The organism is Massilia sp. NP310 (genome assembly GCF_019443485.1).
GTDB lineage: Bacteria > Pseudomonadota > Gammaproteobacteria > Burkholderiales > Burkholderiaceae_D > Telluria > Telluria timonae.
In genome coordinates this window covers 6027943-6053763 of the sequence record NZ_CP080379.1, presented here as the reverse complement: position 1 = coordinate 6053763, position 25821 = coordinate 6027943, and the positions used below count along the sequence as shown (strand labels likewise).

At 63.0% G+C, this 25821-nt stretch carries 36 protein-coding genes and 1 tRNA gene; 12 read left to right on the top strand and 25 right to left on the bottom strand.

Annotated features, from left to right (window positions below):
- The 8 genes from KY496_RS26855 to KY496_RS26820 form a co-directional block, all read right to left on the bottom strand.
- On the bottom strand, window positions 1-1713 hold the full coding sequence (locus KY496_RS26855; RefSeq protein ID WP_219863250.1) for a terminase large subunit: 1713 nt from the start codon (window positions 1711-1713) through the stop codon (window positions 1-3).
- 10 nt (window positions 1714-1723) lie between these two features.
- A complete protein-coding gene (locus KY496_RS26850) occupies window positions 1724-2173 on the bottom strand; it encodes a terminase small subunit (RefSeq protein WP_219863248.1) in 450 nt (149 codons plus the stop codon).
- A 111-nt stretch (window positions 2174-2284) separates the two neighbouring features.
- Window positions 2285-2602, bottom strand: a complete 318-nt coding sequence (locus KY496_RS26845; RefSeq protein WP_219863246.1) for an HNH endonuclease — start codon at window positions 2600-2602, stop codon at window positions 2285-2287.
- Window positions 2599-2769 carry a hypothetical protein gene (locus tag KY496_RS26840; RefSeq protein ID WP_219863244.1) on the bottom strand — a complete coding sequence of 57 codons (171 nt, stop codon included), beginning with the start codon at window positions 2767-2769 and terminating at the stop codon, window positions 2599-2601. The genes KY496_RS26845 and KY496_RS26840 overlap by 4 nt, the downstream gene beginning before the upstream one ends.
- Complete coding sequence (locus KY496_RS26835) at window positions 2754-3059, bottom strand: hypothetical protein (RefSeq protein ID WP_219863242.1); 306 nt, start codon at window positions 3057-3059, stop codon at window positions 2754-2756. Before KY496_RS26835 ends, KY496_RS26840 begins: the two co-directional genes overlap by 16 nt.
- Before the next feature lie 285 nt (window positions 3060-3344).
- Window positions 3345-3441: transfer RNA gene (locus KY496_RS26830), tRNA-OTHER, on the bottom strand.
- Between the two features lie 628 nt (window positions 3442-4069).
- Entirely contained in the window at window positions 4070-4222 is a 153-nt protein-coding gene (locus tag KY496_RS26825) for a hypothetical protein (RefSeq protein ID WP_219863241.1), read from the bottom strand.
- Window positions 4219-4761, bottom strand: coding sequence for a hypothetical protein (locus tag KY496_RS26820; RefSeq protein WP_219863239.1), 543 nt, complete (start codon window positions 4759-4761; stop codon window positions 4219-4221). Before KY496_RS26820 ends, KY496_RS26825 begins: the two co-directional genes overlap by 4 nt.
- A gap of 192 nt (window positions 4762-4953) precedes the next feature.
- On the opposite strand from KY496_RS26820, the gene KY496_RS26815 reads away from it, so the two are divergent.
- A complete protein-coding gene (locus tag KY496_RS26815; RefSeq protein ID WP_219863237.1) occupies window positions 4954-5727 on the top strand; it encodes a DUF2971 domain-containing protein in 774 nt (257 codons plus the stop codon).
- Between the two features lie 12 nt (window positions 5728-5739).
- Here KY496_RS26815 and KY496_RS26810 read toward each other — a convergent pair whose 3' ends face one another.
- Genes KY496_RS26810 through KY496_RS26780 form a run of 7 tightly spaced genes read right to left on the bottom strand, consistent with a single transcriptional unit; the run spans window position 5740 to window position 11532 of the window.
- Complete coding sequence (locus KY496_RS26810) at window positions 5740-6090, bottom strand: DUF1064 domain-containing protein (protein ID WP_219863235.1); 351 nt, start codon at window positions 6088-6090, stop codon at window positions 5740-5742.
- Between the two features lies 1 nt (window position 6091).
- Window positions 6092-6340 (bottom strand): hypothetical protein, encoded by a 249-nt coding sequence (locus KY496_RS26805; RefSeq protein ID WP_219863234.1) that lies wholly within the window; start codon window positions 6338-6340, stop codon window positions 6092-6094.
- An 11-nt stretch (window positions 6341-6351) separates the two neighbouring features.
- Window positions 6352-7050, bottom strand: a complete 699-nt coding sequence (locus KY496_RS26800; RefSeq protein ID WP_219863232.1) for a hypothetical protein — start codon at window positions 7048-7050, stop codon at window positions 6352-6354.
- Window positions 7040-7756: a phage antirepressor KilAC domain-containing protein gene (locus tag KY496_RS26795; protein ID WP_229520380.1), complete on the bottom strand. Its 717-nt coding sequence runs from the start codon at window positions 7754-7756 to the stop codon at window positions 7040-7042. Before KY496_RS26795 ends, KY496_RS26800 begins: the two co-directional genes overlap by 11 nt.
- Window positions 7757-7784: 28 nt before the next feature.
- Window positions 7785-8384 (bottom strand): hypothetical protein, encoded by a 600-nt coding sequence (locus KY496_RS26790; RefSeq protein WP_219863228.1) that lies wholly within the window; start codon window positions 8382-8384, stop codon window positions 7785-7787.
- Window positions 8381-10996 (bottom strand): DNA methyltransferase, encoded by a 2616-nt coding sequence (locus KY496_RS26785; protein ID WP_219863227.1) that lies wholly within the window; start codon window positions 10994-10996, stop codon window positions 8381-8383. Before KY496_RS26785 ends, KY496_RS26790 begins: the two co-directional genes overlap by 4 nt.
- A 2-nt stretch (window positions 10997-10998) precedes the next feature.
- Window positions 10999-11532: a Ref family recombination enhancement nuclease gene (locus KY496_RS26780; RefSeq protein WP_219863225.1), complete on the bottom strand. Its 534-nt coding sequence runs from the start codon at window positions 11530-11532 to the stop codon at window positions 10999-11001.
- Between the two features lie 44 nt (window positions 11533-11576).
- Between KY496_RS26780 and KY496_RS26775 the strand changes: the two genes are divergently transcribed.
- Complete coding sequence (locus tag KY496_RS26775; protein ID WP_219863223.1) at window positions 11577-11813, top strand: hypothetical protein; 237 nt, start codon at window positions 11577-11579, stop codon at window positions 11811-11813.
- Window positions 11814-11821: 8 nt separating this feature from the next.
- Here the strand turns inward: KY496_RS26775 and KY496_RS26770 are convergent, their stop codons facing one another.
- From KY496_RS26770 to KY496_RS26725, 10 genes are all read right to left on the bottom strand, one after another.
- Window positions 11822-12424 (bottom strand): hypothetical protein, encoded by a 603-nt coding sequence (locus KY496_RS26770; RefSeq protein WP_219865183.1) that lies wholly within the window; start codon window positions 12422-12424, stop codon window positions 11822-11824.
- A gap of 14 nt (window positions 12425-12438) precedes the next feature.
- On the bottom strand, window positions 12439-12852 hold the full coding sequence (locus tag KY496_RS26765) for a hypothetical protein (RefSeq protein ID WP_219863221.1): 414 nt from the start codon (window positions 12850-12852) through the stop codon (window positions 12439-12441).
- 108 nt (window positions 12853-12960) lie between these two features.
- A complete protein-coding gene (locus tag KY496_RS26760) occupies window positions 12961-15222 on the bottom strand; it encodes a DNA cytosine methyltransferase (protein WP_219863219.1) in 2262 nt (753 codons plus the stop codon).
- On the bottom strand, window positions 15219-15665 hold the full coding sequence (locus tag KY496_RS26755) for a hypothetical protein (protein WP_219863217.1): 447 nt from the start codon (window positions 15663-15665) through the stop codon (window positions 15219-15221). Before KY496_RS26755 ends, KY496_RS26760 begins: the two co-directional genes overlap by 4 nt.
- The gene (locus KY496_RS26750; protein WP_219863216.1) at window positions 15662-16384 is read right to left on the bottom strand and encodes a hypothetical protein; all 723 of its coding nucleotides are present in this window, start codon (window positions 16382-16384) and stop codon (window positions 15662-15664) included. The genes KY496_RS26755 and KY496_RS26750 overlap by 4 nt, the downstream gene beginning before the upstream one ends.
- Window positions 16381-16644, bottom strand: a complete 264-nt coding sequence (locus tag KY496_RS26745) for a hypothetical protein (RefSeq protein WP_219863214.1) — start codon at window positions 16642-16644, stop codon at window positions 16381-16383. Before KY496_RS26745 ends, KY496_RS26750 begins: the two co-directional genes overlap by 4 nt.
- 60 nt (window positions 16645-16704) lie before the next feature.
- Window positions 16705-17235: an HNH endonuclease signature motif containing protein gene (locus tag KY496_RS26740; protein WP_219863212.1), complete on the bottom strand. Its 531-nt coding sequence runs from the start codon at window positions 17233-17235 to the stop codon at window positions 16705-16707.
- Between the two features lie 75 nt (window positions 17236-17310).
- Window positions 17311-17514, bottom strand: a complete 204-nt coding sequence (locus KY496_RS26735; protein WP_083415552.1) for a hypothetical protein — start codon at window positions 17512-17514, stop codon at window positions 17311-17313.
- A gap of 50 nt (window positions 17515-17564) precedes the next feature.
- On the bottom strand, window positions 17565-17753 hold the full coding sequence (locus tag KY496_RS26730) for a hypothetical protein (protein WP_219863210.1): 189 nt from the start codon (window positions 17751-17753) through the stop codon (window positions 17565-17567).
- A gap of 50 nt (window positions 17754-17803) precedes the next feature.
- Window positions 17804-18088, bottom strand: coding sequence for a hypothetical protein (locus KY496_RS26725; protein ID WP_219863208.1), 285 nt, complete (start codon window positions 18086-18088; stop codon window positions 17804-17806).
- A gap of 387 nt (window positions 18089-18475) precedes the next feature.
- On the opposite strand from KY496_RS26725, the gene KY496_RS26720 reads away from it, so the two are divergent.
- From KY496_RS26720 to KY496_RS26680, 10 genes are all read left to right on the top strand, one after another.
- Window positions 18476-19237 carry a LexA family transcriptional regulator gene (locus KY496_RS26720; RefSeq protein WP_229520378.1) on the top strand — a complete coding sequence of 254 codons (762 nt, stop codon included), beginning with the start codon at window positions 18476-18478 and terminating at the stop codon, window positions 19235-19237.
- Window positions 19234-19698: a S24 family peptidase gene (locus tag KY496_RS26715; RefSeq protein WP_219863206.1), complete on the top strand. Its 465-nt coding sequence runs from the start codon at window positions 19234-19236 to the stop codon at window positions 19696-19698. Before KY496_RS26720 ends, KY496_RS26715 begins: the two co-directional genes overlap by 4 nt.
- Before the next feature lie 25 nt (window positions 19699-19723).
- Complete coding sequence (locus tag KY496_RS26710) at window positions 19724-20287, top strand: hypothetical protein (protein ID WP_219863204.1); 564 nt, start codon at window positions 19724-19726, stop codon at window positions 20285-20287.
- Between the two features lie 105 nt (window positions 20288-20392).
- Window positions 20393-20560 carry a hypothetical protein gene (locus tag KY496_RS26705; protein WP_219863203.1) on the top strand — a complete coding sequence of 56 codons (168 nt, stop codon included), beginning with the start codon at window positions 20393-20395 and terminating at the stop codon, window positions 20558-20560.
- A 615-nt stretch (window positions 20561-21175) separates the two neighbouring features.
- Window positions 21176-22465, top strand: coding sequence for a RhuM family protein (rhuM, locus tag KY496_RS26700; protein WP_219863201.1), 1290 nt, complete (start codon window positions 21176-21178; stop codon window positions 22463-22465).
- A gap of 991 nt (window positions 22466-23456) precedes the next feature.
- Entirely contained in the window at window positions 23457-23894 is a 438-nt protein-coding gene (locus KY496_RS26695) for a hypothetical protein (protein WP_219863199.1), read from the top strand.
- Window positions 23895-24139: 245 nt separating this feature from the next.
- Window positions 24140-24265, top strand: a complete 126-nt coding sequence (locus KY496_RS27335) for a hypothetical protein (protein WP_267877513.1) — start codon at window positions 24140-24142, stop codon at window positions 24263-24265.
- A gap of 28 nt (window positions 24266-24293) precedes the next feature.
- Window positions 24294-25193, top strand: coding sequence for a recombination-associated protein RdgC (locus KY496_RS26690; RefSeq protein WP_219863198.1), 900 nt, complete (start codon window positions 24294-24296; stop codon window positions 25191-25193).
- The gene (locus tag KY496_RS26685) at window positions 25190-25366 is read left to right on the top strand and encodes a hypothetical protein (protein ID WP_219863196.1); all 177 of its coding nucleotides are present in this window, start codon (window positions 25190-25192) and stop codon (window positions 25364-25366) included. Before KY496_RS26690 ends, KY496_RS26685 begins: the two co-directional genes overlap by 4 nt.
- Window positions 25363-25749: a hypothetical protein gene (locus KY496_RS26680; RefSeq protein WP_219863194.1), complete on the top strand. Its 387-nt coding sequence runs from the start codon at window positions 25363-25365 to the stop codon at window positions 25747-25749. Before KY496_RS26685 ends, KY496_RS26680 begins: the two co-directional genes overlap by 4 nt.
- The last annotated feature ends 72 nt before the right edge of the window (window positions 25750-25821 follow it).

Sequence of the window (25821 nt, the reverse complement as noted above, 5' to 3'; positions counted from 1 at the left end):
CTACAAGAGCACGAAGCCTTGGGTGATCTCGCCAGAGGAGGCGACAGGATTGAGAGCCATCAGCGAGACGGCGTTGAACAGCGCCATAAGCGGGTCGATCTTGCCGGTGCCGGACGCCTGCTTGGTGATGAGCGCTGCATTACCGCGCGGCTCGATCTTGGCGTTGCTGACGCACCAGTTCATGAGCGCCTGGCCGCCGTGCAGAAGCACGCCCTCGGCCAGCTTCCGCTCGGTGACGCTGATCGCGCCGATCAGCTTCCAGCCCTGCGAGACACCGAAGCACTTTTTTTCATCGATCTCGGCGTCGATCAGCGCCTGGAACATGACCTTGTGGGTCTTCTCCGGATCCAGGCCGACGGAGGCGAGCAGGCCCGACTCGTTGACCTGCTTGACCACGGCCGCCACCTCGGCGACGTCGCCCGGCAACTCCTCAATGATCACCAGGTCGCCTTGCTCTTGGAAGTCGTCGTACTTGCTCTCTTCGCTTTTGCGGCGCTCCATCGCAATCGGGTGCGCCCAGGCGCGCGTCCACGCGAGCCACTTGCCGGTGCCTCGCTCGCGGCCAACGAAAGCCAGCCCCAGCAAGTCATCCAGGCCTCCCCCGTCAATGCCGGCCGTGACTACTTCGCAGCGCGCGAGCAGCTCGTGGAGCGTGATGCCGGGCACCTTGGCCTGACGCTCCCAGAAGTCGGCCCCGGTCCAGCGGTCGGCGCGCAAGTTCATCCCGATCTGCACATTAAGGTGCTTTGCCAGGAAGATCTGGAGCGTCCCATCCGTCTTGTGCAGCAGCTTCTTCAGCTGGTCGGCAAGCCACTCTGCGCTGACGGACCGATCGATGTTCGGGTTGGTGAGGTAATAGGTCGAAGGGTCAAGGTAGGCTTTTGCCTTCACCATGGCCGCCGGATATTCGTACAGGACTCCCAGCGATTTCGGATCGTCGATCTTGCCGTCGCGGACGTCGCGGTAATAATTGAGCTTTTCCTTGAACACGCCCGCCGGCGGCTCGTCGCTCTGGGTGGTCAGGAAAATGACCCACCCCTCATCTCGCGACACTTGGCCGCCAAGCGCCTCCATGAACATCGCCTCGGCGTTCGCGCGCTTGCCGAACAACCAGTGTTCGTCGACGAGCACCTTTCCGGACTTCTTACCGGAGACCGTATCGGTGTCGGCGGCGACAACCTTGAGCGACGCCTTCGATACCAGATGCGTGATGGTGCGCACATGGTCCTGCACGTGGAGCAGCGCCATCAGTTCTTCATCCGCGCGCACCATGGCAGCGGCCGGCTTGAAACTGTTATCAGCCACCTCCTTGGTCGGAGCCAAGATCAGGTGCTCTTCCTCGCTCCGCCAGCACAGGATGACCGCCGTCAGCATGATGCCGGCAGCGATCGTGGATTTCGTGTTCTTTTTGCTAATGAGCAGGTAGTACTCGCGGATCAGCTGCTGCCCGGTCTCAGCATCGTACCCACCGAAGATCGCGGCGACGAAGTCGAACACCCACTGCTCGCTGCACTCGCCAAAATTCGGACTCCGATATTCGCCCTGCTCGCCCAGGCTATCGTCCCAGATCGATTTCGGCAGGTCGCAGACCCGGAGTTGCTTAAAGATCCGCAGTGCCTGCTCAGCCTGATCAGGAAAAATTGGCGGTGGGATGATCGACAGCTTGGCCTTCAGCCTGTCTTCCCAATCCGGACAGGCGGTAGACCATTCCATGTTGTCGTCCTTACTTCACTGCCTTGAGTTGCGGCGGCGCTGCGGCGGCGAAGCGGCTCGCGACCTTTTTCGCGTTCGCGTTCTTCTGGTCCTTCTTCCCGCCCTCGCCCAGCTTCTGGTGCTTAAACGGCATCAGCGCTTTGGCGACGTCAGCACGGATGCGGATATCTGCCGACGGCTCGTTCATCAGCTTGGTCAAGAATTCCATCGGGTCGTCGGTCGACGGGATGTCGACCAGGTTGTCAGCCGGCGGCGGTGGCAAGGGGACTTTTGCCGCCTCCCGGGCCCCGGCGGCGCGCCGCTGCTCGAGGTAGGCTTTAACATCCGGGTCTTTAACAAGTCGAGACCCGGCAGCTGATGCCGTTTTTTCACTGAAGCCGGCTCGAATCGCCGCTTCCTTATTGGAGAACCCGGCCAACACGGCATCGGCGAAGGCTCGCTTTTTGCCTGTTAAAGCCATTAACAATTTCCTCCAGGGGGACTTTTTTCTGCGCGTGAGGGACTGGTGGGTGTCCGAGGTCAGAGCGTTGTAGACTTACAACACCCCCTCCCCATCGCCACCGACGGACCGTCAGCCGCGCGCCCGCTCCGCTGCCTCGCGCGCCGTCTTGGCGTCGTGACACGGAACGCAGAGCACTTCCTTATTGGCGTCGTCGTCGCTGCCGCCCTTCCAGAGTGGGACGATGTGGTCGACCGGCCCGCCGAGGGTCGTCTTGCCCTGACGCTTGCACTCCTGGCACAGACCACAGTCACGCGCGCGAATGCGCTCGCGGTCGCGCACGCCGGCCGACCCGCGCTTGCGCTCGACAATGTCGGGCCGCTGGGCGGGTAGCATGTTCACGCGACTCGCCGCCGGCGCCAGGCTGGTTCGCAGCTGCTGCAGCTTCACATCGGCTCCATGACCACGCCTCGATCCACGATCACGTCGATCATGTGGTCGACGTGATTCGGGAACACGCGGCCCAGCAGAAACACGGCGGCGAGCGCAGGCTTGAACCACCAGGCAAAGCGCGGCTTGAGCGTGAGCGAAATGGTCGCCATCAGCTGGCCTTCCATGGTTCGTGCGCCTCGGAGATGTCGGACCCTACCGGCGCAGGCTTCGTCTTGAAGATGTCGCGCAGTATCTGCTTGACGTTCTCGGGCACGCTGCGCGCGATGTCGACGAACGACATTCCGGCCCGGCCGTGGCCCTTGGCGCGGAGGATGGTCTGCGCCTCTTCGCACTCGGCCAGGTGCTCGGCGATCTGGTTCAGGCGCGTCAGGTCGTGCGCCTTGGTCGGTGGCGGATTGCCGCCCAGGACTGCGCGCAGGATCTCCGCGCGGTAGATGCGGGCGATGTCGTTCATGCTCTACCGATCCCTTCTGCCGCCTGCTCGCGGTGGCGCTGCACCGTGTAGCGCAGCCAAGCCAGTTCGTTTTCAACGCTGATGCGCATGGCTGACCTCAGAAAAAGAAAAGCCGCCCGGCGCATTGCTGCGAGGGGCGGCGAACACCAGCACTGGCGCTGATCGTGGAGACTGGGTGTGGCGACCGGTGCTATTGGTCCGGCAACGCCATCTTGCTGAGTGATCACTCCATTGCAAGATCGACGTCAACTCTAGGCACATCAGCTAATGCGCATTCACCACACACCCGCCAGCAGGACTTGAACCTGCGACCTCTCCTTTCCACCCGGCTGTTGTTCAATCCGGACTGCGGGAGCGCTCTAACCATCTGAGCTATGGCGTGTGTGTGGCGACTCGTTGTCGGGAGTCAGGCGACCTGCCCCAAGGCTATCTGCCAGGTGGGCGGTGGGCCGGTTACAGCGTCCGGCGCCGGTGCGCGCTGGGTGCGCTCGACTGTTCTGGCCGATGCCAGTTCGCATTCTCGTAATCGCGTGCGCCGTCTTCGAAGTCTCGCCGGGCGGGCGCTCCGGCACTTCTCGGGCAGATCAGATCCCGTGCGCGTTTCGTCGCGCTTCTACGTGATGACCAGCCCGGGTTGTGTCTAGCGCTTCACGGCTCACCTCCATGGCGGCGTAAACGACAAAGCCCGCCGAAGTGGCGGGCCAAGATGTAGAGTTCTGCACATATTTCAGGACGAGCGCCGGCTTTACTGCTGGCTGGACTGCTCGACTGCCTCGGGTGACGTTGGCGCCGAAGCGCGCATTACGTGGATCGAGGGATATGTGAAGGCTGTAGTTTACGCCCGGTTTCGATGCTTTGCAACACCATCGTGCATCAGAACCAGAAGCCGATGCGACCCCGCAAGAAGTGCACAGCGAAGCCTCCGCCCGACGTACGGTTGCGCCACACTTGAATGCACGGGGTCAGCGCCCAGTTATGCATTCCCCACTGGAGGATTGGATGGAGCTTGGTCATGCGCGCACCTTGAATCCGATACGGCCGCGCCAGAACATGATGTAGACCCACCAGGCGCTGCCACTTGGCGATCTGCCGAAGAACAGCGACGGGAGCAAGACTACTCCACCGCCTCCAGCATCGCGACCACAGATGACGTCGATCGTCATGCCGCCTTCCGCATCTTGGCGGCGGCACGCGCGCTGTGCGCCTGGAACAAACCCTCCAGCTCGCTGACCATGTCGAGCACCTTCTCGCGCTCGAGCGCGCCGCCCAGGACTGGCTCGCGGCCGATGCCGTTGCAGTGCGTGCATGCGCGGCTCTCGACGATCTTCGTGCCGTTGCAGCACGAGCACTCGCCGCCCAGCCAGTGCGCCAGGCTTACGCGCGCGATCTTGGCATACATGGCATAAGCCGCCTTGATGTCCCACTCGGCCTTGATGTTCATCCACTTGCGGTCGAAGCCCTTGCGCGCCACCTCGCCTGTCCAGACGCGCAGCAGCACGGCCAGCTCACGGGCTGCGCTTTCGACCGGCTGGCGCGGCACGCCGGCGATGTGCGCGCGCAACAGCATCGAACCGAACAGCTCACCCGAGCCGCCCGAAAGGTCAGCCAGCGCCGCAGCGACGAGTGGCTCGGTCTGATGGTGCTGGTCGTCGTCCTGCAGGTTGGAAGTGCTCAGTGCGTTGAGGTAGCGCTCGGCGAACATGGGTTTCTCCGTGGAATTTCACAGGAGAATATCAGCAACCCTGCGCTGCTGGTTCGCGCCCGAGATTTTCCAAAATACAATTCGCAGCCGAGACTTGCCATACCCTTCAGCGGCCGGCTCAAGTCGGACGTTATGGTGACAAAAAGAAATTGCCATGTAAGAATGTATTATTCAAACAATGCCCTCAACCACATGTCTGACGCCAATCCACCAAATGTTCTTTTTAAATATAGATGCCTCAATAGCGATACCGATTTTGAGAGATTAGAAAGGGTGATTACAGAAGGTGAATGCTACTTTAGTTCACCTCTTAGCTTCAATGATATATTCGACTGCAAGCCTGTGATGTCTTTCGAGTGCACTGACGACGAATATATCAAGGGGTATATCGCTGTAGCTAGGCGTCAAGGCGATACCCGACCACGTAGAACTCTTATGGAAGAGGCGACAAATCATATCAGTACCGATAATGATCCTCGCTCACCAGCGTTCGTTACGGCTCGCCAAGCTGAATTCCATAAGCTACTCAATGGATGGGGAGTTTACTGCTTGGCCGAAAGCCCAACAAACTTGCTAATGTGGTCTCATTATGCGGCAAGTCATAGCGGGGTATGTTTAGAAGTCCCAACGAAATCATTTGAATTTCTTTGGAAAATCCGATACCAGAAAGATCGGCCGATCATCCGCTGGCTGGAAAAATCGACAACGTGGGAAAAGGTTGAAAAAGCTTTATTCACGAAATCATTACATTGGGAATACGAAGATGAATGGAGAGCCCTTGCTAATGCGAACCAAGTCGGAAAATTAGGCCCGGGTTTCGTCACAAAAATTATATTTGGGCCAAAGTGCGATCCCTTAGTGGTGGAGCGCGTTAAGAAGATCGTTGACAAATCGGGACACTCTATGTTGTATGCTCATGCTGTTGCGGATCCGCATCAGTTCGCTCTTTCGATCAGAGACGAATAGGTCTGCAGGACCTCAAAATTCTTCGATTCGCCAACCTCCGCCTTCTTTTTTTGACTGAGCCTGGATAGCGACAAATCGCAGCGGATATAGATCAGCTGCGATTTTGATCTTCACTCGGGCATCGTCTGCCCAAAATCCTTTCACCTCGTGCATCTCCAAATTGCCGTCGGCCAGCATGACTGCGAAGTCTGGCGTGTAGAAGGTGTTGTCGGCCAACCGAAGCTTGATCCCCTCGAACTTGAACCAGGCCACCTCGCCAGCGTGGCGCCGGGCGTCAAGAGTGGCAGCATAGGCGGCCTCGGTCTTGTTCATGGTGCCGGTCTTGAGCCGGCCCAGCGCCTGGAGCGCGCGTTGATTGCTCATCTCATCCTTTCGTTTTGGTCTGTGCTGCATTGGTGTTCTGCTCGAGCGCCTGGCGCTTTTCGATCCAGGCATGGCGGTCGCCGACATTAGCTGCCGGTGAATATCGGCCGCACGCCGGCGTCTTCCAGGGAAGGAAAGGGGCGATCACATCGACACGGGCGGCCCGCCCGGCGCAGCGCCCGAGCCCGACCTTCGCGTGCTCGGGGTATTCCTTCATCTTGAAGTGGCCGCACCAGGCGCAGACGTTCATACTCTGCTGCGTCATGCGGCACGTCGACCAAGGTCCTGAAGCATCTTCGACAGCCCCTCGGGCCGGCCGGCGCGCCGCGGCAGATCGGCATCGTCACTCGGCGGCGGGGCGACGGGCAGCGGTGGCGAGACGATCTGCGCCAGACGCGGCGGAGGCGGTGGCTTGCCTCCGTTGTCGATCGCAGCACGGATCCTCGCCTCCCAGCTGGCGGTCGACTCGCCGTAGTGCGCCTGGCCGACGCCGACTTCCATCGCCTTCGCGAGCCTGGTTGCATCGCTCAACCACCAGGCGCCACTGCCGGCGGGCTTGGGCTGAATGGCCGGAACGGTCCAATCCGCCGCGTAGTGCTCTCCCGGGCCGAAAAAGGTTGCCGACTGTTTGATGAACTGCGGCTCGACCTTCATCGCCTTGACGTAGGCGGCGTATGCCTGCGCGCCGGCGAGCAGCTCCGGCACCGTCGCACCGGCAGCCAGCCGGGCAGCCCATGCCTTGTGCGCCGCCTTCTTACTGTCACCCGGGCGCTGCGGATAGACCTCCCAAACCGCTTCGAAGTCGGCTGGATAGTCGTTGCGTTTCACCTTCGCCGGCTCGGCGCCGCCGGCGCGCAGGCGGTCGAGCTCGTCCAGCAGCTCCACAATGGTGGTCGACTTCAGGTGCACGGTCGGGCCGGCAGCGGCTAGGCCGCGCAGGGGGGAATAGTCACGCGGCATGGCCCACCTCCTTCTGGTGGAGCGCCACCTGGTGCTTTGCCCACTCACCCGCGATCCAGGTCACGCCCTTCGGGGTGAAGCGCGCGGCGTTGAACGCGTGCTTGTTCTGGGCGGTGCCCGCCTTCACGCAGAAGCGGCCGGCGTCCATGTGCTGGGCGTGGGGCGTCAGCGCGCCGCCGAGGCGGTACATGATCTTCTGGTCGAGCAGGAACTCGCGGAACGCACTCTCGTTCGCGCCCAGCAGCTTCGCCACCTCGCGGAATCCCTTGGTCCCGGTCGAGTCGGCATAGCGCTCGACGAACTCCACGGCCGGCGCCGCCGCGGCGAGCTGGGCGGCCTGGGCCTCGATCACATCCTGCTGCTCGGCCGCCAGGCGCAGAGCCGCGGCGAACGACTGCGGCACTGCCGGCGCCGGCGCGGCGGCCTCCAGCTCCTGCCAGCGGTCGACCAGGCGCGCGGTGAACTCGGGCGACAGCTGCGCCACGATCACATACGAGTCGCGCTTGCCAACTCGGTATTGACGGATCATCTTCGGGCCGGGCCCGTCGTTCGGCACTTCCTCAAGTTGAGGGAGTGCGATCGTGCCGCGCGCCAGCAGGCTTTCGATCGTGCGCAGCACATTGTCGTGCCGCTTCTCGACCAGGTCGGCGATCTCGCGGCTCGACATCGTGACGTCGGCGCCACCGGTGGTTTGCAGTGTCAGCATGCTTCCCATGTCGTTTCCTTTTAATCTACTACCCCAGCGCCGAGAACCAGGTCTGCGGCGTGGTGCGTGCGTTCTGAATGGTGGCCTGCGCCTCGCTCAGGCTGATGTGGCGCCCGTAGCGGTCGTCGGCCATGCCCCCAGACTTCGCTTTCTTCACGGCCAACCCGACCCGGCGCCGATAACGCCGGGTCGCCTCGGCATTGCTGCGCGGCTTCAGCGGGCAAGGCGCGTCTTCACCGGCGCCGGCAACGATCATTGGCTGGTACGCGCCTTGGCGGCGCGAGCGGCGCCACTTCCCGATGTGGCACAGGGTCGGCTTCATCTTCCTCAAGCGGTACCTGACTTGCTCAAGGGTCATGCCGGCCCGCTTCATGATCCGGCTGATCGAGGCTGGCAGCACAGCGAGGATTCGCTGCGCCTCCAGGCCTCCATACCTTGGGTTGCAATCCGGGCAGTGCGCCGCGCCGCGCTTCACGGCCGGAGCATCGGCCTCGCACTCGTAGCCGCACGTGCAGGCCAGGCGCCAGATCGCGCTGCCAGACTTTGTCGCACCGATGCGTGTGTGAGCAACCATGTTGCCGTAAGGTGAAGTCGGCGGTTTTGCCATGCGTTGGCCGAGCGATGTCATGCAGCCTCCCGCTCCGGCTGCTGGGCATCAGCCGCCTCGAAGTCGAACAGGGTCGGCATACTGACCTCGCGCTCCATCGCGATGCAGTAGTGCACCTGGTCGGCGAAGTAGGCCGGGTTCAGCTCCGAGCCAGCGCCGCGGCGGCCCAACTTCATGGCGCGCACCGGTACCGTGCCCAGTCCGCAGAACGGGTCATAGATAACGTCGCCCGGATTGCTATAGCGGTTGATCAGGCGGTCGACGATGTCGATCTGGAATGGGCAGACGTGCTTCTCGACGGCGCGCGCTGACTGCTCGCCGTTCAGGGTGCGCATGCGCACGATGTCGTGCCACACCATCGGGTTGCTGCTGCCCGGCGCCAGGCTGAGGTAGTCCGCCGGCAGCGCCTTGTTGGCCAGCATGGTCTCGCCCACCTTGACGTGGAACTCGTAGTTATAGACGTTGGCCAGCGAAAGCTCGGTGAACATCCTCGCCAGCTTGGCCGGGCCGTAGCTGGCCAGCTCCTCGGCGCTCAGCAGCCGGTCGCCGCTCGAGCGCCAGAAGGCGTGCGCGTCAACCTGCCAGCGCGCCACGCTGTAGCCGGTACCGGGGATTGGCGCCAGCTTGCGGTCGAAGTCGACCGGCGCGCCGTCTTCGGCCTGGCACAGCGGCTTGGCCTTCGTCACCGGCACATCGGCGTAGCCGCGGCTGCGATCCGTCTGCGGCTTGTGGAATAGCAGGATGTATTCCGGCGAGCCGACGCCCATTTTCGTGCCGTCCTTGCACACCTCGGAATAGCCCAGGCGGTAGGTCTGGTTGTTCTCGCGCACGACGTCGGTGACGACTGTGATCATGCCCAGGTAGTCGAAGCCGTGCTTCATGCCGTGGAACAGCGCCTCGGCGTGGAACGGGCTGACGGTCGGGATGCCGGCACCGGTCACGTTACCGAAGTTGATCCGGTCCTTCACGTGACAGGCGTAGATGCGGCCCGGCTGCAGGATCCGGTGCAGCTGCGGCGTCAGGAAGTCCATCTGCTCCCAGAAGTGGGCATTGTCCTGCGTGTGGCCGAAGTCGTTGTAGCTGGGCGTGTACTCGTAGTGGTTGGCAAACGGGATGCTGGTCAGGATCATGCCCACCGAGTTGTCCGGCTGCTCGAGCGCCTCCAGCACGCAGTCGTTGTTGGCCACGGTGAAGCGCTCACCCTTCACGACGTGCCGCTCGACGCCGATCGTACGCGCCAGACTGTCCTGCATCGACAGCTGGTCCAGGCCGTAGTGGCGGATGATCTCGCCCATCTTCTCCTGCATCTCGTCGTGCCGGCGCCACTTCTCCTGCAGCTCGGCCAGCACGGCGCGCTCCACCTCGGTGTGGATGATGTCGATCCGGACCGGGTGCGACTGCTGAAAGCGCTGAATCCGGTGGATGGCCTGGATGAAGTCGTTGAACTTGAAGCCGATGCCGGCGAAGATCGCGCGGTGGCAGTGCACCTGGAAGTTGCAGCCCGAGCCGGCGATGATCGGCTTGGTCGACAGGATCGGGAACTTGCCGTCACTGAAGTCGGCGATGCGCTGCTCGCGTTCATCCAGATCCTGAGTGCCCCACACGCTCACCGCGCCCGGGAGTGCCGCCTGGATGGCGTGACGCTCATCCTCGAGGTCGTGCCAGATCACGAAGTGGTCCGCAGGATCCGCCGCGACGATCTCCACGACCTTGTCGACGCGCGCGGCCATGCTCTGCCGCTTCTCGCCGGCGGCGGCCGACAGGCCCATGGCCACGTTCGGGATCAGCAGGCCCTGGCCGTTCTTCTCGGCGCCGGCGGCCTCGTAATCGCTCGGCACCTCGTGGTAGTGCACCTCGAGCGGCGGCAGGTCGTAACCCTCGTCCGAGTGCCCCAGGTCGCTCGGGCGCCGAATGAAGCACGCCCAGCTGGCCACCCACAGCCAGAACTCGGTTTCCTTGTGGGGGTATAGGGTCAGGTTGCCCGCCTTCTCGCTGTCGCGCTGGAAGAAGCGCGTCAGGGCTTGGCCGGTGTCCATCACGCCTAGGAAGCCCGCGTAGTGGATCAGCTCCTTGAAGCGGTTTGGGCTCGGCGTGGCCGTGAAGACGAACTTGAACTCCACCTGGTCGAACAGCGGCAGGAATTCCTGATAGGTCTTGCTGCCGAAGCTGCGCAGGATGCTCGCCTCGTCGAGGGATGCGGCGCCGAATTTGCGCGGGTCGACCTTCCCTTCGCGCACGCTCTCGTAATTCGTCATGTAGACGGTGCCGACGTCGCCGATCTCGTTGTCCGAGCGGATGAATTTCAGGTCGATAGCGCAGTCGCCAGTGAAGCGCTTCGCCACCTCGCGGGTGAACTCCTGGCGCACGCCCAGCGGCAGCACGATCAGGCGCAGGCACGGGCGATGGATGCCGATCTGGCGCATCACCTCAAGGTTCGTGCTGGTCTTGTGCAGCCCGAAAGAGGCGAAGATGGCGCGCTGGCCGCCCTGCAGCGCCCAACGGACGATGTCGCGGGTGTGCGGCTTGAGCCCTGGGTTGATCTGCTCGAGCGGGACGTCGAAGCCCTTGCGCGGCGCCAGCTTGATCTTGGCGCGGAGGAAGTCGTTGTAATCGCTTAAAATATTGGCAGACATATTTACTCCACTGTGATTTGTTCAGAGGCCGCGCCGGCTGCAACCGCCGCGGTCTCGCTATTTCTGATCATGGCTAGGCATTCCGCCAGCAGCGCGCGCTGGGCGCCGTAGCGCTCCTCGAAGCGTGCCTTGTACGGGTGGACCGCAATGAGGGTCGGGTTCGGGCCGGTGCCGTCCTGGTGGTGGCCAGCGCACAGCGGGAGCACCAGCAGGTGCGCGCCCGGCTTCGTGCGGCCGTCGATGTGGTGCACGCTGACGTCCGGGTTGTGCCAGCCGTCCTTCCGGCATGCGATGCAGCCCAGGGCGGCGATCGCGCTCATGAACCGCGCTTCGTCGGCGGTCGGCGGGCGGCCCTTCATGCCGCGCGAGGCGATCGGCTTTCGTGGCTTCAGCTCTCGGGCCCGGGCCTGTGCTTGAATCGCGGCGACGCGCAACAGGCCGGCGCCGGCAGCGGGCGACTTGAACCCGGTACCGCGCGCCATCGGCGTCTTGCGTTCGAGCGGCTTGCCCTGCTTGAGGGGTGAGCGGCGCATCATGCTACGATCTCCAGATCGAAACCGTAGGAGACAAAATGCGCAGAATGCCTGACCACGAATACAAGGGCTACACGATCGCCGTGAAAGTCTGGCCGATGATCGGGAACCGCTACCAGAGCGCCTTTTCCATTCACCGGCGCAGCCCGTCGGCGCCCGAAAATCAGCTCGCACTCCAATATCAGGAGCCGAAGGAACTCGGGCTGAGTTGCGAGACCGCCGAGGGCTCTTATGAGGAAGCACTGGATCGCGCGCACAACTGGATCGAGCGCCAGCAGACCTGAGCTCGTCGTCATGGCGCCACCCGCTTGAACTCGATTACCCACACCCAGGGGTTGGTGGCCCACCTGTCTGGTCCATAGGTTTGCTCCCACAGCCTCGTGAAAAAGCCAGTTTTCGTGAAAGTCGTGAGGTCTTTGACGCCTTGCGAGCGGCACGCCCACTCTAGAACGCCTTCGGCACCGGCGTCGGCCTCACTGATGTCCTGCAGCCGCTCGACGCGCACCGACACCACCTCGAGCAGGATGCGGCTGGCCCAGCGCGGCATATGAATGCTCGGGCGCCAGCGCGGCACGTCGTACTTGCACTCAGGATCGGCTCGATACACGGGACGACGGACGCATGCCGGAAAATCCGGGTGCGGCGCCCACGTCTCGCGCACCCACAGGCGGTCGCCGGGCTGACCATAGGGGCAGTTCAGCCGGATCTCGTTATTGTCGTAGGTGGGGCTTTCGCCATCGTCGCTGCGGTAGGGCCACCAGCCGCCACCCCAATCCGCGCACACGAAGCAATCCCAACTCGGCGGCATCTTTACCTCGCGCCGCGTCTGCGTCTTGCTGCCGTCGAGAAGCGCGCGCACCATGGCGCCACTGAACAGGATCGGCCGCTCTTTGATCTGGGTGCTCATGGTCAGGCTTTCGTATGGAAGGATTGACCGGTACGCACCGACCACGCCGGAATGTCCTGGCGGGTACCGCGCGGGTTCGGGATGTACTTTTTGCTCAGCGGCGGGCGCGCGAAGACGTCGGCGGGCTGGCGCAGCGCCGCGATCTGGCCTACCGGACGCGCCTTCTCGCCCTCCAATTGGTCGTAATGCGCGCGAGCGAAGCGGCTGATGCTGATCTTCCCGTCGTCCTGCTCGACCAGCCAGCCGCTGCTGATCGCGCGCTGCAGGGTGTCTTCCTGGTGACCGGTCTTGTGACCCATGTCGACCACGGCGAACAGCGCGTGCTGGCTCATCGGGCCGTGCTTGTGCAGGTATGCGCCAGCGGCGTAGGAGGCCGTGCCTCGCATCGCGGTGCGGGTTCCTTTATTGATGGCCATGATAGGCCCTCCGAATAGTGAATTTTGCAAGATGGCAGTCGGCGGCATGGGCTCGGCCCTGCGGCCGGCCGCAGGCGACGCAGCGCGGTGCGGAGTGGCGGATATAGGTCATGCGGCCACCCCAGCAATCTGACGCTCGTGCGCGAAGTTCGCGCGGATGAGCGCCTCTGACAGCGGCGGGCAGACGCTGTTGCCGCACATGCGCACCTGGGCCGACTTCGTCAGCGGGATGCGCGGGAGCGACAGCGGGTCGCCGTCGACCTGCTCGCCGCCGGCGAACAGCAGCTCCGGATCCGGAATTTCGTCGATCACGTAGTCGGCCGGGAAGCCCTGGGCGCGGTACAACTCGTGCGGTGCCAGCATGCGCAGGCCGATGTCGACGATCTCGTAGTCCTGGCCGTGAATCGTGACCAAGCCGAAGCGATCGCGGCTGGTGACGGTCGCCAGCGGTGAGTCGGGCGCCTGGTCCTGGTCGGTGCCGTAGTAGGCCAGCAGGAAGGCGCGCACCTCAGCGTGATGCTGGCCACCGGCACTGATCGTATGCAGCGGCTCGTCGGTGCCCGCCGCGATGCTCGTGCCGCGCAGCTTCACCAGGCTGCTGGCCACCAGCGCGGATTTGCCTCCGCCGCCGGCCGTGACGGTGCCGAGCGGCGCATCGGCGGCATGGCCGATGCTCTTGCCCATGTCGCGCTGGATGTGCGCGGTCACGATCCCCAGCGCGTGCGGCGCGCCAGCTGGATTCTCTTTCGGGCCAGCGGTGATGGTCGGCACCGGCTCGGCCAGGTCGCTGCCGGTCGAACCGGTGCGGAACTTGGTCAGGTGCGCGGTGACCAGGCTGTGGTGGTCTGAGCTGGTGACGGTCCCGATCGGGTCATCGAGGTCAGAGCCGACCACGCCGGTGTAGTGCTTGGCCAGGAACGCGGTCGCGATCGCCGTGTCGCCCTTAGCGGTGATGGTTGCCGTCGGCTCGTCGGCACCGCGCGGGCGGCTGTCTCCAGCCCGGCCGCCCACGCCCACCAGCGCGGCCGAGACCAGGCCGAAATGCCCGCCCTTGACCTGGGCACAGACCGTGCGCAGCGGCGCGTTGGCCGTCATCACGCGCTGGTTGCTGGCGTTGGCATGCTCGTTCAGGAAAGCGGTTACCAAGGCGGCCTTGGTCGAGCCTACAACCGTGCCGAGCGGTTTCTCGATGTCCAGCGCCCGCGGCGCCTGGGCGGCGGTCTGTACGAGATCATCTTCGTGGCCGCATGCAGTGCATCCGCACGTTGGCTCAACGTCGAACTCAGTCGAGCAGTGGCGGCAATGCCAACTTGCCTTGCGCTCGCCATATCCGGTCTGCACCATGGTAGCGACGGCCAGCGCCTTCTCGCCGCGCTGCGCGCCGGTGATCGTGCGGAACGGCTCGTGCACCGACTCGCTGCGGTCGCCGCCCTGGTGCGTGACCGGGACGATGCTTGGCACGACGACGGCGCGGTGGTTCTCGGTGGTCAGGGTGCCGAACGGCTGGCTGGCCGGTACCGGTTTGCCGGCGTAGACCGGGCCGCCCTGTCCGACGATGAACGGGTTGGCCGCGTCGACCACGTAGCGCATGATGCCCTTGGCGATACGGCGCAGCGTGGCGTCGGCCAGCGGGCGCTTGCGGTTGAAGATGCTCGGGCACGGGAGGGACCAGTCGACGCATTCCGCCGCGGTGCGGTACGGTGCCAGCTTGCCCGCGCGGACGGCCGGCGAGTCTGGCGCGCCGTTGGTCGGCGCCGGCCAGCGAATCGGCAATCCATCGCGCCGGGCGACCAGGAAGAAGCGCTTGCGGATGGTCGGGGTGTCGTAGTCGCTGGCGCGTAGCTCGCGGTGCTCGACCTTGTAGCCGTGATCCTCCAGCTGGCGGACGAACGATTCGAACGTCTTGCCGCGCTTCGCCGGGTCCGGCTTCCAGGTGCCCTCTTCGTCCTGGATCAGCGGGCCCCACGTTTTGAACTCCTCAACGTTTTCGAGCATGATGACGCGCGGCTTGCACTTCGCCGCCCAGCGCAGCGTGACCCAGGCCAGGCCGCGGATCTTCTTCTCGACCGGCTTACCGCCCTTGGCCTTACTGAAGTGCTTGCAGTCGGGCGACAGCCAGACCAAGGCCACTGGCTGGTTGCCGGTCACCTCGATCGGGTCGATGTCCCACACGCTCTCGCATAGGTGCTTCGTGTGCGGGTGGTTGATCGCGTGCATGGCCAGCGCCTCGGGATCGTGGTTGATCGCGATGTCGACCGGGCGGCCGAACGCGGCCTCCAGGCCGGTGCTTGTCCCGCCGCCACCGGCGAAGTTGTCGATGATGAGCTCGTGGCCCAGGTCCAACTGCATGGAGATGATGTCGCGTTTCATGGGCGAACCTCCGCAGCGCGCGGGCCGAAGAACGCGGCGACCAGCGGGTCGCGCGCTGCCGGCGCCGAGTGCAGGCGCACCGAGTAGTGGCTGTCGTCCATCATCATGTGGATGTGGCGGCCCGGTGCCAGCACGCGCTCCGCCAGTTGCTTCGGGCGGCCGGTCGGGCGCGACACCGGCACCGCGGCAAGTTGCTCGAGGTAGGCCTGGGCCTGCGCGGCCGTCATGGCGATGAAGTAGACCGGGCCATCGGGGGTGCGCACGATCGAGACGCGCTCGCCCAGCTCCTTGATGTACTTGCGCACGCCGGACGGGCCCATTTGGAGGAAATCGCCGACCTCGTCGCGACGCATCGAGCGCACCAGCAGCTCGGCAACCAGGCGGCGCAGGTTCTCGATGCGCGCCGCGGTCTGGCCAGGGGTGACGTAGCTGGCGCGCGTCATGCTGGCACCTCTTCGCCTTCGGCCGCGCCTGCCGCCGCCTTCGATTCGTCGTACTGCCTGATGCCCCAGGCCAGCGCGTAGCAGCACCACTGGAAGCGGTGGGTGAACTCGTCGTGATTGACCTCCCAGAAATCCGTGAATTCGAAGGTCGTCTCGGCGCCGAAGTATGCGCCCCAGGACTCGCTATCTTCCGCCCCGAAGACGAATTCGTTGGCGGCATCGAAGCAGCGGATATCGTTGTCGTCTGCGCCGATCACGTCGCGCTCGACGGCAGCACGCAGGTCGCCCAGTGCGCAGGTGAACAGCTCGGTCTCGCCGAGGTCTGTGGCCTCGCCCGCCTCGCCCTCCACGAAGTCTTCGACCCGCTGTCGCACAGCGGCGTCGAACTTGGCTTTACTGAACTGGGTCACACCGTTACCGCGGCCCGCGCGGCCGCCAGCTTCGACCTTTTCGGCCCAGTAGTGATGATCGACGGCGAAGAGGTCTTTCGACTTCGAGCGCCGGAAGAAATCGAACATGTCGCGCAGGCGGGTGAACACGTAGGTGCCCATGTCGCCGGTGTAGCAAAGATAGCCTGGCCAGGTGATCAGGTCGAAGTGCATACAGATGGTGTCCGGCTTCTTGAAGCGCACGTGGCGATAGATGCCATCGTCGCGGACCACCATCATCTGGTGCCCGGCAATGTCGCGAAGGAAGCGCTCTGGTGTCAGCACCGTCATGCGGCACCGCCGATCACGGCGCGCGCGGCCGCATTCAGGTCGTCTTCGGTCAGGACGTGACGGCGGATCTCGGCGACGTAGACCGCATCCCCCGGACGCATCACGAAGCCGTCGCGCTCGTTCTGGACGACAAGGTCGGCGACCGACTTGGCCTCGTATTCTGGGTGAGTGGTGAACCAGTATTGCGCCGGCGCGCCAACTGCCGGCGAAGACTGATCTTTACCGGCGTGCACCGCCGGCGGATTCGATTGTGCTAACATTTGGTTTCCTCTCAAGGGATTTGCTTCATGAAGCTCGATTGCCGTCGAGCTTTTTCTTTGCTACAAAGATCTGTGGAACGGGTGCAGCTTCCTCTTCGCGTCCGCGTAAGCTGACGCTGCATCTTCTTTTTTGTCGAACCTTCCGAGGTCTATGGGCTTCCGGTTGATGTAGATTCGCGCACGCCACTTCGCGCCATCCGGGTCAAAATTCACACCTCTTAATCCCGAACTCTTGGGCGGCGCATGCACCCGGTTCTGGTTGTTCTCCGCGACCGAGGCGAGCCGCAGATTGGCGATCCTGTTGTCAGTCGTTATGCCGTTGATATGGTCCATGCAGGCGCCAGGGTTCTCGCCGTGCACGTACACCCAGGCGAGCCGGTGGGCGCGATACCCGATCCCGCGAATCCGAATCCGGATATAGCCGCCCTTTTTAGTGCCAGCCACCATGCCGACCCTGATGCGTCGGCCGGAACAAACGCGGTAAGTAAAGAGCCCCGTCTTTTCGTCATAGTCAAACAGCTCATGCAACTCCGCCTGACTGGGAAGGCCAACAAGGCCTCTCGCCGCCGTCGACTCCGTCGGTTGATCCATCCCTCCTCCTTCTGTGATCCGGCGCAGTCCTGCGGACTGGCACCGGGGTATCGTGGTATTGGTGGGGAGCGGGCTTTACGCCGCCAGCTCGCGTATTTCCTTGACCGGCATACCCAGGTGCTCATGGATCCGCAGGATCACGCTCGGGCCCAGCGTCGCGCCCCCGCGCAGCTTGCTGATCTGGGCCGGCACGATGTCCAGCTCCCGCGCCAGCGCGGCGTCGCTCTTGATCTGGAAGCGCTCGCGCAGCGTGTCCAGCAGCTTCGGTACGTTTTTCAAGTTCACTCCTCGGTATTGGTGGCGGCGCCATCCCGCCGCCTGGGTGCTGCCTACGTCGACCTCTGCGCGAAGCCCTTCTCAAGCTTCTCGACCGCCTCCGCCAGCTCATTCCCGTCCTGCCGGTGGCGAGACTGCGCGCGCTCCCTATCCGGACCGGTGGCGGCGGCCTTGGCGCGCCGGCTCGACGCCCACTTGCGCGCTTTCGCCACCACCTTGTCCTTGTCCTTCTGTTCGTCCATCTGCTGCCTCCCCTTATTCGCTTTTCGATATGCCCAACACCCGGAAGCCTTTAAACCCGCATGAAAGGCTTGGGGGCGCCACCGCGGGCCCGGCGAGCGCTCGACACTGGCCAGGTCCGCTGTAGGCCCGGTTTGGGCATACGCCCTGCGACCTCTCGCCGGGTACGATGTGCAGGGTCAAGTTCGCGGATCGAAGCTGCCAGCTGCTGAAGGCCAAGGCCGATCGCGGCGCTCATCGAAAGGCCGACTGGATCGAACACTGCCTTGTTGGCCAGGTAGACGTCCGGCGACAGGTAGCCTTTGACCGAGATGGTTTTGGCGTTCGGGTTGCTCATGGTTTTCTCCTAGTGATGCGGGTTACAGGAAATGGTTAATAAGTCATGCAGCGACGTGAAGCTCCACTACTGCTCTACGTCGGCACGGGTGGCGTATCGGTAGAGCGCCGCGCTGGCGCCGCTGGATCTACCCCTGGCGGTGACCAGATATCCGGACGTAGCTCAGAAAGCGTCAGCTTTGATTCGGCGGCAACCAATCGGCGACACAGCGCGGGAGAAGCGCGCCGATGCCCGCCGCCAAGCAGGTAGAAGTAGCCGACAGACGACCCGACGGTAGACGCGAGGGCATCGCGCTCATCCGGGGTTGCCTGCTGCAGGTAGGTTTTCATGTCCATGCGAGTGACTTTACCAAAAAGATAAAGCGAACACAAGCGGAAGTTTATCTTTTTGGTTGTTTATCTGAACGATAAAAACCCTGATGATGTGTTTATGACTAGAGAAGAAATTCGCCGTGAGAATGCTCGATGGCTAGCATCCAAGGCCGGTGCCAAAATCGCCTTCGCTCGGCTTGTGGGGATGGACGCTTCGCAGGTAAGCCAGATCATCGGCCCAACGCCCTCGAAGAACATAGGAAACTCAATCGCGCGCCGGATAGAGCAGGCCCACCACCTCCCTGAAGGTTGGCTCGATACGCTGCACGCAGAGATCAATGCCGGTGCCACGCCGGCAGCAAGTCCGGATGAAGTAAAGAAGTTCGATGAAAATGTATCGCCTGCGCGCCTTGGCGGCCGCCCCATTCCTGTGATCTCGGCCGTGCAAGCAGGGGCCCTGAAGGACATGGAGACCCCCTACGCTCCAGGCGCGGGCTTCGCGATCGAATACGTGGATGACGAGAACCTGTCACGCTGGGCATTCAGCCTGGAGGTGGAGGGCGAATCGATGACCCCTGAGTTCCGTCCAGGCGATCGCGTGATTATCGATCCCGAGCTGGCGCCCAACCCCGGCGACTTCGTGGTCGCGAAGAATGGCGGTGACCAAGCGACGTTCAAGAAGTACCGCCCTCGCGGGATGGGCGCGAACGGCAACGAAGTATTTGAACTGGTGCCGCTGAATGACGACTACGCCACGCTGCGAAGCGACACCGATCATCTGATTGTGATCGGCGTAATGGTCGAGCATCGCAAACGGTACCGCCGTTCGCGCTCATGACCTGGGCGCAGCCGCAGGCAGCCCTCACCGACCAGATAGATTCGATTTCAGTACGTGCCGTGAAGCTCCGGCTGCGGGCCGGCATTTCCGGTTTCGAGGTCGAGCCCGAGATGTTCGGTGCGAAGCACGTGCAGATGACAGGATCCGCGGCCCGGGAGCTAGGCGTCGACGGCTCTCGCCTGCTCGCGCTTCAAGTAGCGGATCGCGGGCTGGAGCCGCTGGTGTTCGAGGATGACTGGGTGGTCGTGGACACGGCGGATACGGTAAAGCGCAACCGCGAGGTATATGCAGTGAACTGGGATGGAGAAGCGGTCATCGCACAGCTCTTGCAGCGCGGCGGGCAGTGGTATCTCAGCTTCCTGCACCCTGACTTCGAGCCGATCAACGTGCGGAGCGGGCAGATGAATGTTGTGGGTCGCGTGGTGTATCAACCGGGCCGATTGCTGACTGGGCGCTTGTAGTGCGCCCAATTTACGGAGAATTTCGATGAAGTCGATTGCACTGTTGCTCGCGTCCGTGCTATTCGCACAAGGCGCGCCTGCCGGCGCATCAGAACCGATCACGGTTCTCGGTCTGCCGCTGGGCGGAAAGCTGCCAGCGCCAGTAGGCAAGTGCAAAAATGCGCCACCAAAGCGCGATGCTGGGGCTTGCTGGGTTTATTCGAGAAAATGGCCTGGGGGCGTCAGCGGAAGCCTGCACTTGCCCGACGATCCAAGCCGCCCGACTTGGGCGGCATACGCCATGTTTGAGGCGAGCATTGCAAAAGACGGAACCCTGAAAGAATTCACGGTCGAGTCCAGCGACGTGTATTCGTTCAAAACCATTGTCGATTCGATATCGTCTAGATTTGGCCGGCCGGCACTACCAACACCGCCATCGTCGTATATGGGGTTTGCGAGCTGGGATCGGGCGGAAATTGGGATTACCACATTCTGCAAAATAAGCGGGCCGTGCTACACCAAATTTGTTTCCGCCGAAGTGGCCGCCGACAATCGCAGGCGAACGCAAGAAGTGGTAAAACGCGATGCGGCGCGGCCCATCGCGCCGTGAGTATTGGCTAGATTTTAACGACAGTTGCTCATCTATACTCACGCAGGCGAAAACGGCACGCATAGATGCCGGTCCTGAAAGAACAGAATGCTCCCTGCACTTAGCGTGATGATCGCCGCCTACACCATCACCCGCATGCTCGACATTCTCTCCCGTGACGGCACCAAGGCGGTCGTCAAGGTCGTCGCCAGCATCTCCATTGTGATCACGCTCATTGCAGTGATCGGCATCTTGGGCGCCGGATCTCGCGTGGGGAATTCGCTCCCTTACTAAGAATGGCCGCCATCCAGTGCCCAGGCTGCAAAGCCCACATCACCGTTCCCGGGCTGATTAACTGCCCGCGGTGCCAGACCTTGATGGACCCGCCATTCTTGCGCGAGCACCAGGCAGAGGCGGCGGCAGCTCATAGCCGGCCGTCGCTACTCGGCCCGCGGGAGTGGTTCGCGTTCGGAGCGCTGGCCGCCATCGTCACCCTGGTCGGCTTGATCGTCTACCGCGTGGCGGTACCGAGCGATAGCCAGGTGCACGATCGAGCGGTCAGCGCCGCGCTGCTCGCCTGCCAGCAGCGCATCGCCGGCCTGGCCGAGTCGGTGACGCCGAGATGCCGCCCTACTCCAAGAATTGGGGCAAGGGTGACGAATTTTACTTCGCATGGCCGACTGGCTCGTTCTACTTCAAGAACGGGTTCGGCGCGTCGGTACCGATGTCTGCCAGCTCCATCGGGCGCATATCGACTGAGCAAGTCGAACAATTAACGCTCAACGGAAAGACTATCGTCTAGCCGCGCCGCGCCTTGAACAGCTGCGGAATGTCGATTTTCCCCATCAAAAAATTTGATTGATTATCAAATTCTTTGATAGACTCGGGCTTTTGTAGCCAGGAGGATGAATGGAAGCCAGGGAGATCATCGAGCGCTTGGGGGGGCAGAGTGCTGTAGCAGAGCACTTAGGCAAAGGACAGAGCACCGTCGCCTATTGGGTCAAGACGGGCGTCATTCCCGCTCGGTGGAAGCCCCAGATATTCCTGTTGTCAGTGAAGCTCGGTGTGCCACTCACAGCCGAAGAGCTTATCGGTACGCCTGACAATCCTATTGCAGCTTCCACTAGGGAAGTTTCTGTGCCAGCGCCGAATCTTCCGCCGCCACCTGCGCCGCGAGCAATCGCGACATTCGTAGTGCCTGCCCAAGAGGCCGCGGCGCTGAGCGGCCAGGAAGTTGTGTTCTCCACCGGCGACAGTCAGGTTTCACTGAAGTTTGACACTGAAGCTCAGGCCATCTGGGCCACGCAAGAGCAGATTGCACAGATCTTTTCCGTTGATCGGACGTCTATTTCCAGGCATATCGCGAATGTGTTTGCCGACGAGGAGCTGGACGAAAAAAGTAATGTGCAAAAAGTGCACATTGCTAAAACAGATCGAGCTAAAGCCTTTTATAGCCTCGACGTGATCATATCCGTTGGCTATCGAGTCAATTCCCGCGCCGCAACCGAGTTTAGAAAGTGGGCCACACAAACGCTGCGAGCTTATCTCGATCAGGGCTATGTCATCAACGAAAAGGCGCTCCGCGAATCACCGGAGAAGCTCAATCGCTTAGCTGCGCAAATCCGCTCGCTGCGATCCGAAGAAAAGCAGGTGTACGCAAAGGTCCGTGAGTGCTTCAAGCTTAGCTCTTCGGATTATGACCCAGAGTCGCGTACCGTGAAATCCTTCTATGCTCTGCTCCAGGATAAGTTCCATCATGCGGTGACCGGCCTCACGGCATCGAAATTGATCATGGACCGCGCTGATCATAAAGCTGAGAATATGGGCCTGCAGTCCATGAAAGGTGAGCGTCCGACTCTGGCCGATGCAACGGCTGGCAAAAATTATCTTAAGCCCGAAGAGCTATATCGTCTCCACATCCTCTCTGAGCAGTTCCTCCTTTACGCAGAAGGCACTGCGCTGGCCGGCAAGAATATGACCATGGAGTCATTGCATCGCCAGCTCGACAGGCTGCTGACGTTGAACGACTATCCCGTCTTCGATGGATACAAGGATTACATCAAAGATCTGGCAATCCAGCACGCACGCATCGAGCTCGGCCAGTACAAGAAACGCCTGAAAATCGAGGCGATGGGGCTTGATTACGACGAGGATGCGCTCGCAGCTGGTGAGTACGACGGATTCCTTCTCGAGAGCTGACTACGTCCTTTAGGCTCTGCGCACCAGAGGCCAGCCGCGGCCCAGCCTTCGGAAGATGAAAGCAGTCGATAAGCGAACGCCTGAGCCCGCCAATGAGCGGGCTTTTTTTACGCCACTACCCTCGCCATGCCAGCAGTCCTCGCACGCTTCGTCGGCCGGAGCGCAAAGCCAGGGAATGATGGCGCGGTCACGGCGCCCTTGGGCTCCAAGCTAGCTGCGTGACTAGCGGAGGTGCCGCAATCTTTCTGTTGACGATCTGCACCAGAGTCACCGGCGCCACACAGGCCGCGGAGTGCCTTATTTGCCGTCGACCGTCGTGCACTCGCGATGCGCTGGGATAGGTCCTCGAGCATCGCCTGAGTAATCTCCGTGTCGCCGTGGCGCGCGGGCCAGCCCGAAACCAGCGGATACGGCACACCGAAGGCCTCCGCTTCGATGCGGGTCAGCGACTTCACCGATCCCCTACCCTCCAGGTAGCGCGCCAGCGTCAATTTTTGCGACATTTTCGGGCCTTTTTTCCTACGCACCCTATAGAGGTACTGTTCAGGTTCTGTTCTTGGCTGTTCAGGTAGGTATTTCTAAGTTCCTGGCTTCGTTTTATCCCAGCAGAGCCTCGGTTCCAGAGCGTAACCCTCCCTAGAAGGGCCGGCATCTACCGACCTCCGTGGAGGGCTACTGCATCCCATGCTTTCGCCTTCGGACACTTTCGCTTGTTCGCAGACTTCCCAGGCATTCCTACCTGTCCCCCGGCGCGCTCTACGATCCACCCACGCGTTGCCCTTCCGGTCGTCCTTGGCTCTTAGGCCTGGTCGTCGGCGGTTTCCCCTCCCTGCTCCAGGCGTGCGGTCAGCCAAACTCGGCCGACAGAACGTATTGTACACATCAATGAATCTTTTTGATAAATAATTCTTGCGGTCGATTTATCTTATTGGTAAAGTACATTCCATGCAGCGAGCTCAGCACCTCTCGAGCCGCAGAACTGGAGATCGAAATGACGAAGCAGTGGGATAACGAATACCTGAGGGACGCCTTCGCCGACGAGATTGCGCTGGCGAAGCTCCACCCGAAATGGCGTCGCACGTTCAAGGCGCCGGCGACGCTGACGCTCGACGCGCCACTCGTCCACGTGCAGCGCACTAGCACCTTCGGCAGCAGCGCTACCTCGCCGCGGCTGACCTTCTCGACCGTGGCGCCGCAGGTGCCGCCACACTGGCGCCGCAGCTGGATGGCGGCCGGCCCGCTCAGCACCGAGCTGGGCCTTAGCGTTCGCCACGACCAGGACGACGGCACCGTGTCCGTCGGCGTGGGCAGCGGCCGGCGCAACGTGACCGAGGCCTATGCCGACCACCCGAACGCTGACGCCGCGGCGATGGCCGCGATCGTGCGTGCAGCGATCCAGCGCCTGACCGAACTGCGCGACGCGCATTGACCACTTGAACTCGCAAATGCTGATCTCAGTCTCCGCCTGCCGATGCCTCTACTGGCTGCTGCCAGTGCCGTATGCCGACGGCCACCGAGAGGCGGCAGGCTTCGCTGATCGCCCGGTCCAGCTCGAGTACGGCTAGGTCCAGCGCTTGCCGGCGGCATTCCGACAAGCGCGAAGCAGAACCTCCCACGCCCCGCATGACGGGGCTTCGGCATTGAAACCGTACCTCAACCGTTTGCCTGGAGATCATGATGATCCGCTTTGCCCTCTTCTACCGCCTTGACTGGTGCGAGCGCCACCCTCGCCTGATGCTGGCCCTTCTGGCCGGCCTGATCTGCCTGGGCGGCGCCATCGACCCGAGCGCCCCGCTTTAACCACGACCTCAACGACAAGGATCCGCAAATGTTCTTCCGCAACCTGCAGGTGTACCGCCTGCCCTCCCCCTGGGCCATGACGGCCGCCGGCCTGGCCGCATACCTCGAGCCGCAGGCATTCGTGCCGGCCTCCAGCAACGAGCTGCTGCACCACGGATGGGGCCGCCCGCGCGGCGCTGACGGCGCGCTGGTGCACGAGGTGGCCGGCCAATTCCTCCTCGCGCTCAAGACGCAGAAGAAGATTTTGCCGGGCGCGGCCATGAACGAGCGTGCCAAGGCGATGGCGGCGGAGCTGGAAGAGCAGCAAGGTTTCCCGCCGGGGAAGAAGGCCATGCGCGAGCTGAAGGAGCGCGCCGCCGACGAAATGCTGCCGAAGGCATTCTCCGTTTCCCGCACGACGCTGGTATGGATCGACCCGAAAAACGGCTGGCTGGTGGTCGATGCCGCCGGCCCAGCGAAGGCCGACGACGTCGTCAAGCTCCTGCTCAAGGCGGTCGACAAGATGCCGCTGGAATCGCTGCGTGTTCAGCGCTCGCCGGTGGCCGTGATGACAGGCTGGCTTGAAGCCGACCAGGCGCCGCACGGCTTCACGATCGACCAGGATGCGACGCTGCGCGCAGCCGGCGAGAGCCGGGCCCAGATCGGCTACAAACGGCACAGCCTCGAGCCGGACGACATGCGCCGCCACATCGCCGCCGGCAAGCAGTGCACCCGCCTTGCCATGACCTGGAACGACCGCATCAGCTTCGTTCTCGACGAGACGCTGGCGATCAAGGGCATCGCGCCGCTCGACATCCTGAAGGAAGGCAGCGCGCCGGCATCCGACGACCAAGAGCGGTTCGACGGCGAGTTCACGCTCATGACCGGCGAGCTAGCCAAGCTGCTGGCCGATCTGGTCGAGGCCTTGGGCGGGGAGGCAAAAGCATGAAGACGAAGCGCACCCGCCGCGCGCCCAGCGCCGACAGCCAGGGCATGACCCAGGCCGACCTGGACGCGATCCGCAACTACCGCGCCAACCGCGGCTCGTCGCGCTACTACAGCGACCTGAAGGCAATCGACGACAAGACCCCGACCACCCAGCCGAGCGAGGCCAAGAAATGACCACCACCACCGCGCCAGCACCAGCCCCCGACGCGCTGCAGCGCCGCGTCGAAGACATGCCGCCGGCCGCCGCGCGCCTGGACTGGGAAGACGACGGCACCCCGCTGCCCGCCTCGAGCGTCGTCTACCTGTTCCGCTCCCGCGAGGCCGGATTCCCGCTGTGGGACGAGATCAAGACCCAGGAACGCCTGGAGCTGGTCCAGGCGGCGCCGGAGCGTTTCGAGCTGCGCACGCTGTTCGCCGTGCCGGTCGATGACCTGGCGCGGGCGCCGATGTCCACGATCATCACCGCCCAGGCTGAGCTGGACAAGGCCCGCCGGGCGCGCGACGCCGCAGTCCTCCAGCTGCACGCCGCCCTGGCCGCACTGGGAGAACTGCCATGAACGGCCGCCAGCTGATGACCGCCGCGCGCCAGGCCGGCGCCGTGCTGCTGGTCTGCGCCGCGTGCACCACCG

What these genes read in the sequence shown, in the direction of transcription:
- KY496_RS26855 (WP_219863250.1), bottom strand. Translation starts at nt 1,713, where the DNA reads ATGGAATGGTCTACCGCCTGTCCGGATTGGGAAGACAGGCTGAAGGCC.
- KY496_RS26850 (WP_219863248.1), bottom strand. Translation starts at nt 2,173, where the DNA reads ATGGCTTTAACAGGCAAAAAGCGAGCCTTCGCCGATGCCGTGTTGGCC.
- KY496_RS26840 (WP_219863244.1), bottom strand. Translation starts at nt 2,769, where the DNA reads ATGGAAGGCCAGCTGATGGCGACCATTTCGCTCACGCTCAAGCCGCGC.
- KY496_RS26835 (WP_219863242.1), bottom strand. Translation starts at nt 3,059, where the DNA reads ATGAACGACATCGCCCGCATCTACCGCGCGGAGATCCTGCGCGCAGTC.
- KY496_RS26825 (WP_219863241.1), bottom strand. Translation starts at nt 4,222, where the DNA reads ATGACGATCGACGTCATCTGTGGTCGCGATGCTGGAGGCGGTGGAGTA.
- KY496_RS26820 (WP_219863239.1), bottom strand. Translation starts at nt 4,761, where the DNA reads ATGTTCGCCGAGCGCTACCTCAACGCACTGAGCACTTCCAACCTGCAG.
- KY496_RS26815 (WP_219863237.1), top strand. Translation starts at nt 4,954, where the DNA reads ATGTCTGACGCCAATCCACCAAATGTTCTTTTTAAATATAGATGCCTC.
- KY496_RS26810 (WP_219863235.1), bottom strand. Translation starts at nt 6,090, where the DNA reads ATGAGCAATCAACGCGCGCTCCAGGCGCTGGGCCGGCTCAAGACCGGC.
- KY496_RS26805 (WP_219863234.1), bottom strand. Translation starts at nt 6,340, where the DNA reads ATGAACGTCTGCGCCTGGTGCGGCCACTTCAAGATGAAGGAATACCCC.
- KY496_RS26800 (WP_219863232.1), bottom strand. Translation starts at nt 7,050, where the DNA reads ATGCCGCGTGACTATTCCCCCCTGCGCGGCCTAGCCGCTGCCGGCCCG.
- KY496_RS26795 (WP_229520380.1), bottom strand. Translation starts at nt 7,756, where the DNA reads ATGCTGACACTGCAAACCACCGGTGGCGCCGACGTCACGATGTCGAGC.
- KY496_RS26790 (WP_219863228.1), bottom strand. Translation starts at nt 8,384, where the DNA reads ATGACATCGCTCGGCCAACGCATGGCAAAACCGCCGACTTCACCTTAC.
- KY496_RS26785 (WP_219863227.1), bottom strand. Translation starts at nt 10,996, where the DNA reads ATGTCTGCCAATATTTTAAGCGATTACAACGACTTCCTCCGCGCCAAG.
- KY496_RS26780 (WP_219863225.1), bottom strand. Translation starts at nt 11,532, where the DNA reads ATGATGCGCCGCTCACCCCTCAAGCAGGGCAAGCCGCTCGAACGCAAG.
- KY496_RS26775 (WP_219863223.1), top strand. Translation starts at nt 11,577, where the DNA reads ATGCCTGACCACGAATACAAGGGCTACACGATCGCCGTGAAAGTCTGG.
- KY496_RS26765 (WP_219863221.1), bottom strand. Translation starts at nt 12,852, where the DNA reads ATGGCCATCAATAAAGGAACCCGCACCGCGATGCGAGGCACGGCCTCC.
- KY496_RS26760 (WP_219863219.1), bottom strand. Translation starts at nt 15,222, where the DNA reads ATGAAACGCGACATCATCTCCATGCAGTTGGACCTGGGCCACGAGCTC.
- KY496_RS26755 (WP_219863217.1), bottom strand. Translation starts at nt 15,665, where the DNA reads ATGACGCGCGCCAGCTACGTCACCCCTGGCCAGACCGCGGCGCGCATC.
- KY496_RS26750 (WP_219863216.1), bottom strand. Translation starts at nt 16,384, where the DNA reads ATGACGGTGCTGACACCAGAGCGCTTCCTTCGCGACATTGCCGGGCAC.
- KY496_RS26745 (WP_219863214.1), bottom strand. Translation starts at nt 16,644, where the DNA reads ATGTTAGCACAATCGAATCCGCCGGCGGTGCACGCCGGTAAAGATCAG.
- KY496_RS26740 (WP_219863212.1), bottom strand. Translation starts at nt 17,235, where the DNA reads ATGGATCAACCGACGGAGTCGACGGCGGCGAGAGGCCTTGTTGGCCTT.
- KY496_RS26730 (WP_219863210.1), bottom strand. Translation starts at nt 17,753, where the DNA reads ATGGACGAACAGAAGGACAAGGACAAGGTGGTGGCGAAAGCGCGCAAG.
- KY496_RS26725 (WP_219863208.1), bottom strand. Translation starts at nt 18,088, where the DNA reads ATGAGCAACCCGAACGCCAAAACCATCTCGGTCAAAGGCTACCTGTCG.
- KY496_RS26715 (WP_219863206.1), top strand. Translation starts at nt 19,234, where the DNA reads ATGACCTGGGCGCAGCCGCAGGCAGCCCTCACCGACCAGATAGATTCG.
- KY496_RS26710 (WP_219863204.1), top strand. Translation starts at nt 19,724, where the DNA reads ATGAAGTCGATTGCACTGTTGCTCGCGTCCGTGCTATTCGCACAAGGC.
- rhuM (WP_219863201.1), top strand. Translation starts at nt 21,176, where the DNA reads ATGGAAGCCAGGGAGATCATCGAGCGCTTGGGGGGGCAGAGTGCTGTA.
- KY496_RS26695 (WP_219863199.1), top strand. Translation starts at nt 23,457, where the DNA reads ATGACGAAGCAGTGGGATAACGAATACCTGAGGGACGCCTTCGCCGAC.
- KY496_RS27335 (WP_267877513.1), top strand. Translation starts at nt 24,140, where the DNA reads ATGATGATCCGCTTTGCCCTCTTCTACCGCCTTGACTGGTGCGAGCGC.
- KY496_RS26690 (WP_219863198.1), top strand. Translation starts at nt 24,294, where the DNA reads ATGTTCTTCCGCAACCTGCAGGTGTACCGCCTGCCCTCCCCCTGGGCC.
- KY496_RS26685 (WP_219863196.1), top strand. Translation starts at nt 25,190, where the DNA reads ATGAAGACGAAGCGCACCCGCCGCGCGCCCAGCGCCGACAGCCAGGGC.
- KY496_RS26680 (WP_219863194.1), top strand. Translation starts at nt 25,363, where the DNA reads ATGACCACCACCACCGCGCCAGCACCAGCCCCCGACGCGCTGCAGCGC.